Here is a 12,104-nt window from a genome sequence, read left to right as displayed (position 1 = left end):
CCCGTGACCGAACGACCCGGCGGGTCCGGCACGACCGGTGCGTCCGGCGGGTCCGGCGGTGGCCGTCCGCTGCGCCGCTGGCTCAAGGCCGTGATCGTCTTCCTGCTGATCGCGATCCCGGCCGGCTATCTGATGATCTCCGCCATGCAGAGCCGCGACGGCGGCGAGGAGAAGGCGGAGGCCGCCAAGGCCAAGGGCCTCTCCGCCGGCTATCCGTCCCGGGTGCAGCGGCGCATCTACGACGTGCCGATCCCGCAGCACTCGCGCAAGGTCGCCTCGTACGAGACCAACTCCTGGAAGGTCAGCTCGCTGTACGTGCAGTTCGTCACCTCCCGCGACGGACTCGACGGCTTCCTGGCCAAGCTCGGCACCCGTCGCTCCGCGCTGGAGAAGGACGCGGTGACCATCACGCGCGAGCAGGCGAAGAAGGTCGGCTGGCAGGTCGGAGCCGCCGGTCACGACTGGTCCGGAATGGTGATCAAGCAGAAGGATCCGCAGCCCAAGCTGAGAATCACGGTCAGGAACGACAACCCGGCCCATCCGAAGGTCTACGTGGTCTCCACCATTACGCCGTAGGGACCGCTACGACGTTCGGGATACCGTTTCCGGGTGAGCGAGACCAAGACACTTCAGTACCGGACCGACGGCCCCGAGGACGGGCCCGTACTCGTCCTCGGCCCGTCGCTGGGCACGACCTGGCACATGTGGGACCGCCAGATACCCGAGCTGTCCCGCCACTGGCGCGTCCTCCGCTTCGACCTGCCGGGCCACGGCGGCTCGCCCGCCCACCCCGCCCCCTCCGTCGCGGAACTCGCCGCCAGGCTGCTGGCCACCCTCGACATGCTGGGCATCGACCGCTTCGGCTACGCGGGCTGCTCCATCGGCGGGGCCATCGGCGCCGAACTGGCGCTGCGACATCCCCTGAGAGTGGGCTCGCTCGCGCTCGTCTCCGCCTCCCCACGCTTCGGCACCGCCGACTCCTTCCGGCAGCGCGGCGTCGTGGTCCGCACCAACGGCCTCGACCCGATCGCCCGCGCCACCCCCGAGCGCTGGTTCACCCCCGTCTTCGCCGCCGCCCAGCCCGCCATCGTCGACTGGGCCGTCCAGATGGTCCGCACCACCGACCCCGGCTGCTACATCGCCGCGTGCGAGGCGCTGGCCGCCTTCGACATCCGCCCCGAGCTGGGCCGGATCGGCGTCCCCACGCTTGTCCTGGCCGGGGCCGAGGACCAGGTCACCCCCGCCGCCGACGCCCGCGTCCTGGTCGCGGGCATACCCGACGCGCGGCTCGCGCTCGTCCCCGGCACCTCGCATCTGGCGCCCGTCGAGCAGCCCGCCGCCGTCACCGACCTGCTGGTACGCCACTTCTCCAGCTCGTGGCGGTCCTCGGACCACCCGACCGGGATGACCGCGGTCTCCGCCCCGCCCGTCAAGCCCGTGCTGACACCGGTGCCGCCGCCGGTCACCGCCCCGGCCCCGCCGCGTACCGCCCCGACCGCCGCGCCCGCCGGTCCGCCCGTCGAGATCGGCTACACCCGGCCGCCCGAGCCGGGCCCTGACGGCCGCGCCGACACGTACGACCAGGGCATGAAGGTCCGGCGCGAGGTGCTGGGCGACGCCCATGTGGACCGCGCGGAGTCCCAGGTCGACGACTTCACCGGCGACTTCCAGGACTTCATCACCCGCTATGTGTGGGGCGAGGTGTGGACCCGGCCCGGTATCGACCGCCGCACCCGCAGCGTGATCACCCTCACCGCCATGGCCGCCCGCGGCCACCTCGACGAGCTCGCCTTCCACACCCGGGCCGCGCTGCGCAACGGGCTGACGCCGACCGAGATCAAGGAAGTGCTGCTGCACACCGGGATCTACTGCGGGGTGCCCGCCGCGAACTCCGCGTTCGCCGTCGCCCAGCGGGTCATCCGCGAGGAGACCAGCCCCGAGGAGTGACGCGGGCACAGAGGAGGACAATGATCCTCATGAAGCTCACGAAGAAGGGCCACGCCTGCGTCCGGCTGGAGAAGGACGGACAGCTGCTGGTCATCGACCCCGGAGGCGTCAGCGAAGAGGACGCCGCGGTCGGCGCGGACGCGATCCTCGTCACCCACGAGCACTTCGACCACTTCAACGAGGAGCGGCTGCGGGCGGCGCTCGACGCCAACCCCGCCGCCCACATCTGGACCCTCGCCAGCGTCGCCGGACAGATCTCGGCGGCGTTCCCCGGCCGGGTCCACACCGTCGGTGAGGGCGACACCTTCACCGCGGCCGGATTCGACATCGAGGTGCACGGACAGCTGCACGCCGTCATCCACCCCGACATCCCGCGCATCACCAACGTCGGGTACGTGGTCGACGGCGCGGTCTTCCACCCGGGCGACGCCCTCACCGTCCCCGACCGCCCCGTGGAGACCCTGCTGCTGCCGCTGCACGCGCCCTGGAACAAGTTCTCCGAGATCCTCGACTACGTGCGCGAGGTCGCCCCGCGGCGCGCGATCGACATCCACGACGCCCTGCTGTCCGACCTGGGCCCGATGGTGTACGGCCGGATGCTCGGCCCGGACGGACCGGGGACCGGCGCCGCGGAACACATCCGCCTGACCCCGGGCGAAACGCTCCCGCTCTGAGTGTCGGACCCGGGATGTAAGTTGTCCCCCATGCGCATCGCGACCTGGAACGTCAATTCGATCACCGCCCGGCTGCCCCGGCTGCTCGCCTGGCTGGAGAGCAGCGGCACGGACGTGCTGTGCGTCCAGGAGACCAAGTGCGCCGAGACGGCCTTCCCCTTCGAGCCCCTGCGCGAGCTGGGCTACGAGGCCGCGGTCAACGCCACCGGCCGGTGGAACGGGGTGGCCGTCGTCTCCCGGGTCGGCCTCGGCGACGTGGTCTCCGGTCTCCCCGGCGGCCCCGACTACGACGGCGGCCAGGAGCCCCGCGCGATAGCCGCCACCTGCGGCCCCGCCCGCGTCTGGTCGGTCTACGTGCCCAATGGCCGTGAGGTCGGCCACCCGCACTACGACTACAAGCTGCGCTGGCTGGACGCCCTGCGGGAGGCCGTGACCGAGGACGCGAAGGGCTCCCGGCCCTTCGCCGTCCTCGGCGACTTCAACGTGGCCCCGACCGACGACGACGTCTGGGACCGCACCCGCTTCGACGGCCTCACCCATGTCACCGACAAGGAGCGCGAGGCCCTGGCCGCCCTGCGCGAGACCGGCCTGTCGGACGTCGTCCCCCGCCCCCTGAAGTACGAGCACCCCTTCACGTACTGGGACTACCGGGAGCTGTGCTTCCCGAAGAACCGCGGCATGCGGATCGATCTGGTCTACGGCAACGCTGCGTTCGCCGGTGCCGTCGGCGACGCCTACGTGGACCGCGAGGAACGCAAGGGCAAGGGCGCGTCCGACCACGCCCCGGTGGTGGTGGACCTCCAGCCGTAACCGGCGCCCCCGGGGTGGGCGCGCCTGCCCGGGGTGCCCCCGGGGCTTGCGTGCGCGGGTGCGGCCCGGTGGGTGGGTTGTGCCCACCCGTTCCGCCCTGCGGAACGATTGCCCACAACCACGGGGTCCGGGGCGGAGCCCCGGGTCGGGGAGGGGCGGGGTGGGGAATCAGCCCGTCAGCGCGCGCAACGGCACGGCGTCCGCCATCGCCTTCAACCCCGCGTCGCCCGGGTGCAGATGGTCGCCGCTGTCGTACGCCGGGAGGATGCGCGACGGGTGCGCGGGGTCGCGTACGACCGCGTCGAAGTCCACGACCGCGTCGAACACCCCGCCGCCCGCGCGGATGAAGTCGTTGACGACGGAGCGCCGGGCATCCGCGTCGGCGGTGCACAGCGACTCGCCCTCGCAGGGCGTGATCGTCCCGCCCAGCACCCGCAGGCCCCGCGCGTGCGCCCGGGCGGCGATGGCCTTCAGGCCCGCGATGACGTCCTCGGCCGAGGTGCCCCAGCGCAGGTCGTTGATGCCCTGGAAGACGACGACCGTACGGGCGGAGGTCTGGGCCAGGACGTCCCGCTCCAGGCGGCTGCCCGCGCTCACCCCGCTGGTGACCGTGGAGACCCCGTCACCGGGGTAGACGTCCGTGACCACGCGGTTGGCGGAGATGCCGCTGTTGACGACGCCGTAGGCGGGCACACCGGACTCACCGGACTGGGCGCGCAGCCGGCGCGCGAGGACGTCGGGCCAGCGCCGGTTGGCGTCCAGGGTGGACTTGGTGCCGTCGGTGATGGAGTCGCCGAGGGCGACCACCGACCCCGGGCCGCCCCGGACGTCGACGCCGGTGAGGAACGGCCAGGTGGTGAGGGTGCCGGTGTACGCGTCGGCGCCGGTCTCGCCCGTACGGTCACCGCTGCCCGGCGCGCTCAGATAGGAACGCTGGGTGGCCTGGGTGTGCACCGGCACCGCCGCGACCGGCCCGGGAAGGTGAATGCTGACCAAAAGGTTCGCGTCGGCGGGGACGGCGAAGTTCACAGGATCGCTGAAGGCCTGCGCGCCCGCCGGGATCGACGTACCGGCCCGGCCCCGGAAGGTCAGCGGCACCGGGGTGCCGCTCGCCGCCGCGCCGCTGCCCTGGAGGGCGACCGTGGCGTGGCCGATCCCGACGGGGGCGGCGGCGAAGGTGTTCTCCAGCCGGATCCGGGCGCCCGGCCCGCCCGCGCTGGTGTGCACGACGAGCCGCAGCGTCTGGTCGGTCCACGGCCCGACCTTGGTGTATCCGGCGGTGCTCGCCGCCCAGCTGCCGGTCCAGCCCCGCGCGGGCTGCCGCAGCGAGGCCGCGAAGACGTGCAGATCGGCCCCCGGGCCCGGGTCCTTCGGCAGGGTCACCGACGCGACCTGCCGGTCGCCGCGCAGGGGCACCGTCACCGCGTACAGCCGGGCCGCCTCGGCCCGCTGCCCGTCGGCGGTGTTGACGTGCGGGAGGCCGACCGCCTTGGTGGCGGCGGGGCCCGCGCGCCAGTCGGGGGCGCTCAGGGTGTACGTACCGTACGAACCGTCCCGGTAGCGGATGCGGCCGGTGCCGCTCGCCCCGGCGCCGGGGCCGCCCGGGGAACTGCTCGCGACCAGGAAGGTGAGTGCGTCGCCGCGCCCCCGCAGCCGCACCGACTGCCCGTCGGCGATCACGTTGTCGGGCCGGACGGGCCGGGACCCGGCGCTGCGCGGCCAGGTGAGCCGCGCCGCGTCGAGGGCGATGGCGCGGCCGGGGGTCCAGCCCGCGGCCCGCAGGTCCTGCGCGGAGAGGGAGTTGCCCGCCCCGTCGAAGTCCGTCGTGCCCGGCGCGGTGTCGTCACCGACCGCCCGGTTGTCGAAAAGCCGCTCCAGAGGGAGCGGCTCGGAGGGGGCGGCGCCTTGCGCCACCGAGGGTGCGGCCGGTGCGAGGAGTACGAGGGTGGCACCTCCCGCGACGATCCCGGCCACGTTCCATGGTCTGACGACGCGCATAGGTGTCCCCTCTCGTAACCGACCCGACCGGCGATTCGACAGGTGCATGGCGAACGTAGGGAGACGGCCGGGTGTCGTCAAGACAAGCAACGGGTCACGGACGACGCCGCGCGCCCTGTGGTGCGCCCGTGCACTTGGTGCGACGCTGAGCTGTATGAACATCCCCTTCCTGGACAACTGGCGCAAGCGGCACGGTGCGGCCTCCGGTACGGCTCTGATGAGCGCCCAGGAGGCGGACCCCCAAGGGGTGGCGCAACTCCTCTCCGAATGCGAACTGCTGCGGGCCCGGGCCGCGCAGGTGGGCATCGTGCTCGACGACTCGGCCGGCTCCCTGGAGGCGCTGGACCAGCTGGTACCGCGCTGGCGCGACGACCCGGAGGAGCTGCCCTGGCTCGGTAACGACGCCGGGCTCTATCTGGGCACGGTCATCGTCCGCACCGTGCCGGGCGCCGTCTGGCAGGTGTGGCCCAACGGCCGCCCCGTGGTCCGGCTCGACTCCGGCCGGGAGGTCGACGTGGTCGAGGCGGGCCACCAATGGGCCGCCGACGGCGCCCCCGAGCTGTCCCAGCTGTACGCGGAGGTCTCGGAGGGCTGAGAGGGCGGAGGGGGCGGAGAGGTCCACTATCGGGCGTTATTCACCCATTGGTGCGTGTCCTGACCGAAGTGCCGCTTTGGTGTGGATAGTTTGCGCGGCATGGCCGTGGGTGAACCGCTGATCGAGCTGCGCAACGTCAACAAGTACTTCGGCGCGCTCCACGTCCTCCAGGACATCGACCTCACCGTCGGCCGCGGGGAGGTCGTGGTGGTCATCGGGCCGTCCGGGTCCGGGAAGTCGACGCTGTGCCGGACGATCAACCGGCTGGAGACCATCGAGTCCGGTTCGATCGTGGTGGACGGGCGGCCGCTGCCCGAGGAGGGCAAGGAGCTGGCGCGGCTGCGGGCCGAAGTGGGGATGGTCTTCCAGTCGTTCAATCTGTTCGCCCACCGGACCGTGCTGGACAACCTGATGCTCGCGCAGGTGAAGGTCCGCAGGCGCGGCAAGGCGGAGGCCGGGCGGCGGGCCCGGGAGCTGCTGGACCGGGTGGACCTCGCGGACCAGGCGGACAAGTACCCCGCGCAGCTCTCCGGCGGCCAGCAGCAGCGGGTGGCGATCGCCCGCGCGCTGGCCATGGACCCGAAGGTGATGCTCTTCGACGAGCCGACCTCGGCCCTCGACCCGGAGATGATCAACGAGGTGCTGGAGGTCATGCGGCAGCTCGCCCGGGAAGGGATGACGATGGCCGTCGTCACCCATGAGATGGGCTTCGCCCGGTACGCCGCGAACCGCGTGGTCTTCATGGCCGACGGCCGCATCGTGGAGGACCGCAGCCCGGAGGAGTTCTTCAAGGCGCCGGAGTCCGCCCGGGCCAGGGACTTCCTCTCCAAGATCCTCAAGCACTGAGCCGGGTGATGACGCACATGAGGCGCATCCTGACCGCCGTCCTCGCGCTGCTCCTCGCCCTCACCGGCGGCGCCCTCACCGGCTGCGGCAAGCAGGGCAGCCCGCCCGCCAAGGGCCCCAAGCCCGAGGCGTTGCCGCACTACAGGGTGGCCACCGGTTTCCGGCTGCCGTCCTCGCCGACCTGGCGGAAGGCGAAGCGGCGCGGATACCTGATCGTCGGGGTCAAGGAGGACCAGCCGTATCTGGGCGAGCGGGACCCGGCCACCGGCCGCTACTCCGGCTTCGACATCGAGATCGCGAAGATGATGGCCGCGTCCCTCGGCTTCCCGCCCCGGACCATCCGGTTCCGGACCATCGCCTCCGCCAACCGGGAAACCGCGCTCCAGAACGGCCAGATCGACACTTACGTCGGCACCTACACCATCAATCCGCTGCGCAAACGCCTGGTCGGCTTCGCCGGTCCGTACTACATGGCCGGGCAGTCGCTGCTGGTGCGCACCGATACGAACGACATCCACGGCCCCCGCGACCTGGCGGGCAAGACCGTCTGCTCGGTGGCCGGCTCCACCCCGCTGCAGCGCATCCAGCACGACTACCCCAAGGCCCACGCCGTCGCGTACGACACGTACTCGGTGTGCGTGGACAACCTGCTCAGCTACCAGGTCGACGCGGTCACCACGGACAACGTCATCCTGCTCGGCTACGCGGCCAAGGCGCCCAAGGAGCTGAAGGTGGTGGGCAGGCCGTTCTCCAAGGAGCCGTACGGCATCGGCGTGCCCAAGCGGGATGTCGCGCTGCGGTTCGCGCTGGACGACGCCATCGAGGCCCATGTGCGCAACGGCGACTGGAGACGGGCGTACAACGCGACCCTCGGCCTGTCCGGTGTGCCCGCCCCCAAACCGCCCGCCGTCGACCGCTACCACTGAGGCCCCGCGCTCATGGACGTGCTCACCCAGAACTTCTCCCTCTACGGCCGCGGTCTGCTCGGCACCATCGAGCTGACCGTCTACGCCTCGCTGCTCGCCCTCGCCCTCGGCGTCCTGATGGCCGCCTTCCGGGTCGCGCCGGTCGCCTCCTTGCGCGCCTTCGGCACCGGCTGGGTGACGGTGCTCCGCAACACCCCGCTGACGCTGCTGTTCTTCGCGGTGATGCTGGGTCTGCCGCGCTTCGGGCTGGTCCTGCCGTTCACCGCCTTCGCGGTGCTCGCCCTCGGCTGCTACACCTCGGCGTTCATCTGCGAGGCGGTCCGCTCGGGCATCAACACGGTGCCGGTCGGGCAGGGCGAGGCCGCCCGCAGCCTGGGCATGACCTTCGAGCAGACGCTGGGGGCGGTGGTGCTGCCGCAGGCGTTCCGCGCCGTCATCCCGCCGATCGGCTCGACGCTGATCGCGCTCGCCAAGAACTCGGCCATCGCCGGGTCGTTCAGCGTCACCGAACTGCTCGGCACCTACAAACCGCTCAACGAGATGGGATACAGCATCGTCTGGTCCTTCGTCTGGATCGCCGTGGGCTATCTCCTCGTGACCCTGACCATCAGCGCGATCTTCACCGTGCTGGAGAAGCGCTGGGGAGTGCCGCGTTGACCGCCACCGCCGTCCTCTACGACGTCCCCGGGCCCCGCACCGCCCGCCGCCACCGCCTCTACGGGCTGATCGCCACGCTGGCGCTGCTGGCCCTGATCGCCTGGGTGATCTATCTCCTTGTCGACACGGGTCAGTTCGCGTACCGCAAGTGGATGCCCTTCGAGTACGTCGGCATCCAGGAGCTGCTGCTGCGCGGACTGGGCAACACGCTCAAGGCGTTCGGGCTCGCCGCCGTCCTCTCGCTGGCGCTGGGCGGGGTGCTGGCCGCCGGGCGGCTGTCCGACCACCGCCCGGTGCGCTGGCTCGCCACGCTGATCGTGGAGTTCTTCCGCGCGATGCCCGTGCTGGTGATGATCTTCTTCGTCTTCGTGGCCCTGAAGGCACAGCCGCTGACCGCCCTGGTCACCGGGCTGACCCTGTACAACGGCTCGGTGCTCGCCGAGGTGTTCCGCGCGGGCGTGGCGGCGGTGGACCGCGGGCAGCGGGAGGCGGCGTACTCCCTGGGCCTGCGCAAGACGCAGGTCATGACGTACGTCCTGGTGCCCCAGGGGGTACGGGCCATGCTGCCCGCGATCATCAGCCAGCTGGTGGTGGCCCTGAAGGACACCTCGCTCGGCTTCCTCATCACCTACGAGGAGTTCCTGCACGCGGGCAAGCTCATCGCGTCCAACCTCGACTACGACCTGCCGTTCATCCCGGTCGTGATGGTCATCTCACCGGTCTACATCGGGATGTGCATGCTGCTGTCGTGGTGCGCGAACTGGGTGGCGAGGCGCGAGCGGCGCAGCGTGAAGACGGAGAAGGTGCGGGTGGCGCCGCCCGGCCCGGCCGCGCCGCTGCCGGGCGACACCCGCTAGTCGCGCACCGGGACCGACAGGTACGAGGGGTCGGCGTCCGGCGAGGAGAAGGTGAGGTGGGCGCCGTCCGGGTTGTGCTCGATGTAGAGCGGGTCGACGGTGTCGACCACCAGCGCGAGCTTGTGCCCGGCCGGGACGTCGTACGCCGTCGAGAACAGGTCCAGGTCGACGGGGAAGGGCTTGCCCGGGGTGCGGTCGTGGAAGGTGACGGGGGCGTTGGTGATGAGTTTGCCGACGCCGAGCGGGCCCACGTCGTAGAGGTAGGCGACCGCGGTCCCGTCGGGCTTGTCGCTGGTGAGGGTGGTGTGCAGGGACACCGTGCCGCGGACGCGCTGCTCGGTCGCGTACGCCCCGGTCTGCCAGACGGCGGCGTACGAGCGCGGCAGCAGCGGGATCGAGGCGAGTGGCGGGAGCTTGAGGAACTGGTCGACCGCGCCGGTCAGCATGACGGTTCCGGCGTTGGCGCCCGAGTCGTGGTTCGCGGTGACCGTCTCGGCCCGGTCGAGCGCCACCCGGCGGCGCTCCGAGGGCACGGTGGACCAGCTGGTGTAGCCCTCGTAGTCGCCGCCGGTGCGGGACATGAGCTGCACCGGCCGCTCTTGGTCGATGCCGTTGCGCTCGCCCTTGAGGTAGCGGTCGAGCCAGCGCCTGCTGTGCTCCCAGGTGTCGTTCGGCAGCCCGAAGAGCCCGCCGAACTCGGCGGTGGCGTGGTCGCCCGGCCGGAACTCCAGTCGCTTGGGGCCGGTCAGCTTGTCGTAGAAGTCGGCGTAGCTGTTGGGCGGGAAGATGGAGTCGCCCCAGGCGTTGCCCAGCATGATGGCCGCGCCATTGGCGTTGATCTTGTCGAGGTAGGTGGCCGCCGAGCGCTTGCGGCCCCACTCGATCATGTCCTGTTCCTTGGCGAGGTTGGAGCCGAGGAAGTCCTTCAGGATCTGCTGGAATTCGTCGCTGGGGCGGCCGGTGAGGGCTCCGGCGCCGCCGAGCAGCCCGGCGGCCTGGGCGTGCTGGGTGCGGCCGCTGTAGATGGACCCGATGAGATCCGCCCAGCCGCTCATCGAGACGACGGCCTTGATGCGCTTGTCGGAACCGGCGGCGAGCAGGCTGATCCCGGCGCCGTACGACACCCCCGCCATGCCGATGTGGCCGGGGTCGGCGGCGGTGTTGGCCAGGGCCCAGTCGATGACCTTGGAGGCGTCGGCGACGTCGGGCGGCCCGGCCGTCTCGATGCGGCCGCCGGACTGCCAGAAGCCGCGGGTGTTGTAAGTGACCACCACATAGCCGGAGTCGGCGAGCTTCTTGGCCTGCGCGAGGTATTCGACCTGCGGCATGGACCAGCTGGTGGGCAGCACGACGAGGGGGAGGCGGCGCGAGGAGTCCGCGGGGGCGACGACGTTGGCGGCCAGGGTGACGCCCCCGTCGCCCGGGATGTCGACGAACCGTACGGAGGTGTCGGCGGCGGCCGCGGACGCGGGGGCGGCGGGCGCCGCCCCGGCGGCGGGGGCGAGGGCGAAGGTCGCACCGGCCAGGACGGCCGCCGAAAGGGAGGCGGCGGCGGTGGTACGCAGTGCTCGGCGGGCAGGGGTCACCTGGTCTCCTTCGGGGACGCCCCCGCCTTCGGGCGAGGAAGGAATCGAACTCCTGCAGAGCAGGGCAAGGAACGGTGTTTCGCCTCAGGGACCAAGCACGCACAACGTGCTGAGCGAGAACCAAGCCGGCGCAACCCCATGCTTTCGGGCAACCGGGCGGGTTCCGTCCCGGCCGGTGCTGAGGGAGTAAGACCTTTCAGGTCGCTGACCTGCGGGGCTTCCTGAGCCAGGAATCCCTCTGCTTCAGCTGGGGGAGGGTTCAATGTCGCTCCAGACGTGGATGCCAGATGCGGTGGCGGCACCGGGGCAGGTCTAAGTGACCTGACGGTAACTCGGTGCCTTACCGGTGGTAATAGCGCGGTAAGTTACGCCTGGGTAACGATGCGTGCGGAGCGGCCCCCTGAGCCGTCCGTGATGCGATATCCGGCCCGCTCACCCCTCCTTGAGGAGCGTCTTGGTGGCCGCCCGGCCCCCCGCCGTGGTGGCCTGCTTGGTGACGTCCGCGACCAGTTCCACCACATCCGGGCCGTACGCCTGCGAGTTGATCACCTTCAGCAGCAGACAGAACGAGCCCTGCGCCCCGTACTTGCGGGCCAGCTTGGCGCGGTTGCGCACCAGATGGCGCACGGCGGCGCGGTGGGTGACCGGGCGCTGCCCGGCGGCCAGGAAGACCGGACGGCCGCCGTCACCCGCCGTCAGCCGGGCCACCAGGACGTGCTCGACCGCGCCGGGCTCCGGGCGGTACTCGGTGCCACCGATGGTGAACGCGCCCCGGTTCGCGCCGGACTCGTCGCCCTGGTGCACGGTCACGCCCGGCAGCAGGTTCGCCATGTGCGCCGTCAGCCTGCGGTGCGCGATCGGATCGCCCACGCAGAACTCGGTGCGCGCGCCGAACCCCTGCAACCCCGTGTCGTGCGGGGCCACCTCCGCGTGCGCCCCGCAGTTCTCCACCACGGAGGCGAGCCCCAGCAGCGCGAGGGCGTCATGGCGCGGGATGGACCAGTGCGCCGTGGCGCTGTCCCGGTGGGTGACCAGCACACATTCCGAGCCGTCCGGCAGGCCGAAGAAGCGCTGCTCACGGGCGCGCGCCCGGCGCCCCGCCGCCGCGTGCACGGCCCAGCCGAGCGCCACCCCCACGATCAGTGCCGCTCCGGAAGCGATCAGGTCCTGCACGGTGTCACTCATGGCCGCGCATCGTAGCCGCCATC

General features: G+C 71.7%; 12 protein-coding genes. 9 read left to right on the top strand and 3 right to left on the bottom strand.

All coding sequences use genetic code 11. From position 1 onward, the window contains the following. Positions 1 to 3: 3 nt before the first annotated feature. Genes ABZ562_RS19150 through ABZ562_RS19135 form a run of 4 tightly spaced genes read left to right on the top strand, consistent with a single transcriptional unit; the run spans position 4 to position 3,431 of the window. Positions 4 to 576: a hypothetical protein gene (locus tag ABZ562_RS19150; RefSeq protein ID WP_361480650.1), complete on the top strand. Its 573-nt coding sequence runs from the start codon at positions 4 to 6 to the stop codon at positions 574 to 576. Positions 577 to 609: 33 nt separating this feature from the next. Continuing rightward, positions 610 to 1,947 (top strand): 4-carboxymuconolactone decarboxylase, encoded by a 1,338-nt coding sequence (gene pcaC, locus ABZ562_RS19145; protein WP_361480647.1) that lies wholly within the window; start codon positions 610 to 612, stop codon positions 1,945 to 1,947. A gap of 29 nt (positions 1,948 to 1,976) precedes the next feature. Then, positions 1,977 to 2,621, top strand: coding sequence for an MBL fold metallo-hydrolase (locus ABZ562_RS19140; protein ID WP_361480644.1), 645 nt, complete (start codon positions 1,977 to 1,979; stop codon positions 2,619 to 2,621). A gap of 30 nt (positions 2,622 to 2,651) precedes the next feature. After that, positions 2,652 to 3,431: an exodeoxyribonuclease III gene (locus tag ABZ562_RS19135; RefSeq protein ID WP_361480641.1), complete on the top strand. Its 780-nt coding sequence runs from the start codon at positions 2,652 to 2,654 to the stop codon at positions 3,429 to 3,431. Between the two features lie 168 nt (positions 3,432 to 3,599). Here the strand turns inward: ABZ562_RS19135 and ABZ562_RS19130 are convergent, their stop codons facing one another. Next, a complete protein-coding gene (locus tag ABZ562_RS19130; protein WP_361480638.1) occupies positions 3,600 to 5,429 on the bottom strand; it encodes an SGNH/GDSL hydrolase family protein in 1,830 nt (609 codons plus the stop codon). A 154-nt stretch (positions 5,430 to 5,583) separates the two neighbouring features. Here ABZ562_RS19130 and ABZ562_RS19125 point away from each other — a divergent pair, with 154 nt between their 5' ends. From ABZ562_RS19125 to ABZ562_RS19105, 5 genes are all read left to right on the top strand, one after another. Next, positions 5,584 to 6,024: a DUF6278 family protein gene (locus ABZ562_RS19125; RefSeq protein WP_361480635.1), complete on the top strand. Its 441-nt coding sequence runs from the start codon at positions 5,584 to 5,586 to the stop codon at positions 6,022 to 6,024. 99 nt (positions 6,025 to 6,123) lie between these two features. Continuing rightward, entirely contained in the window at positions 6,124 to 6,870 is a 747-nt protein-coding gene (locus ABZ562_RS19120) for an amino acid ABC transporter ATP-binding protein (protein ID WP_361480632.1), read from the top strand. Positions 6,871 to 6,878: 8 nt separating this feature from the next. Further along, the gene (locus ABZ562_RS19115) at positions 6,879 to 7,796 is read left to right on the top strand and encodes a glutamate ABC transporter substrate-binding protein (protein WP_361480629.1); all 918 of its coding nucleotides are present in this window, start codon (positions 6,879 to 6,881) and stop codon (positions 7,794 to 7,796) included. Between the two features lie 12 nt (positions 7,797 to 7,808). Then, the gene (locus ABZ562_RS19110) at positions 7,809 to 8,453 is read left to right on the top strand and encodes an amino acid ABC transporter permease (RefSeq protein ID WP_361480626.1); all 645 of its coding nucleotides are present in this window, start codon (positions 7,809 to 7,811) and stop codon (positions 8,451 to 8,453) included. Next, complete coding sequence (locus tag ABZ562_RS19105) at positions 8,450 to 9,310, top strand: amino acid ABC transporter permease (protein ID WP_361480623.1); 861 nt, start codon at positions 8,450 to 8,452, stop codon at positions 9,308 to 9,310. Before ABZ562_RS19110 ends, ABZ562_RS19105 begins: the two co-directional genes overlap by 4 nt. On the opposite strand, the gene ABZ562_RS19100 is transcribed toward ABZ562_RS19105, so the two are convergent. After that, positions 9,307 to 10,896 (bottom strand): CocE/NonD family hydrolase, encoded by a 1,590-nt coding sequence (locus tag ABZ562_RS19100; RefSeq protein ID WP_361480620.1) that lies wholly within the window; start codon positions 10,894 to 10,896, stop codon positions 9,307 to 9,309. The genes ABZ562_RS19105 and ABZ562_RS19100 overlap by 4 nt on opposite strands. A gap of 432 nt (positions 10,897 to 11,328) precedes the next feature. Then, the gene (locus ABZ562_RS19095; RefSeq protein WP_361480617.1) at positions 11,329 to 12,081 is read right to left on the bottom strand and encodes a hypothetical protein; all 753 of its coding nucleotides are present in this window, start codon (positions 12,079 to 12,081) and stop codon (positions 11,329 to 11,331) included. Positions 12,082 to 12,104: the final 23 nt, after the last annotated feature.

Origin of the sequence: Streptomyces sp. NPDC019937 (assembly GCF_040631655.1) — a bacterium.
Lineage (GTDB): Bacteria > Actinomycetota > Actinomycetes > Streptomycetales > Streptomycetaceae > Streptomyces.
This window is presented reverse-complemented; position numbering and strand designations above follow the sequence as displayed.

Bases quoted from the DNA above. Each gene is read 5' to 3' on its own strand.
- ABZ562_RS19115 (WP_361480629.1), top strand. From the start codon at position 6,879: ATGACGCACATGAGGCGCATCCTGACCGCCGTCCTCGCGCTGCTCCTC.
- ABZ562_RS19095 (WP_361480617.1), bottom strand. From the start codon at position 12,081: ATGAGTGACACCGTGCAGGACCTGATCGCTTCCGGAGCGGCACTGATC.
- ABZ562_RS19110 (WP_361480626.1), top strand. From the start codon at position 7,809: ATGGACGTGCTCACCCAGAACTTCTCCCTCTACGGCCGCGGTCTGCTC.
- ABZ562_RS19140 (WP_361480644.1), top strand. From the start codon at position 1,977: ATGAAGCTCACGAAGAAGGGCCACGCCTGCGTCCGGCTGGAGAAGGAC.
- ABZ562_RS19125 (WP_361480635.1), top strand. From the start codon at position 5,584: ATGAACATCCCCTTCCTGGACAACTGGCGCAAGCGGCACGGTGCGGCC.
- ABZ562_RS19120 (WP_361480632.1), top strand. From the start codon at position 6,124: ATGGCCGTGGGTGAACCGCTGATCGAGCTGCGCAACGTCAACAAGTAC.
- ABZ562_RS19135 (WP_361480641.1), top strand. From the start codon at position 2,652: ATGCGCATCGCGACCTGGAACGTCAATTCGATCACCGCCCGGCTGCCC.
- ABZ562_RS19130 (WP_361480638.1), bottom strand. From the start codon at position 5,429: ATGCGCGTCGTCAGACCATGGAACGTGGCCGGGATCGTCGCGGGAGGT.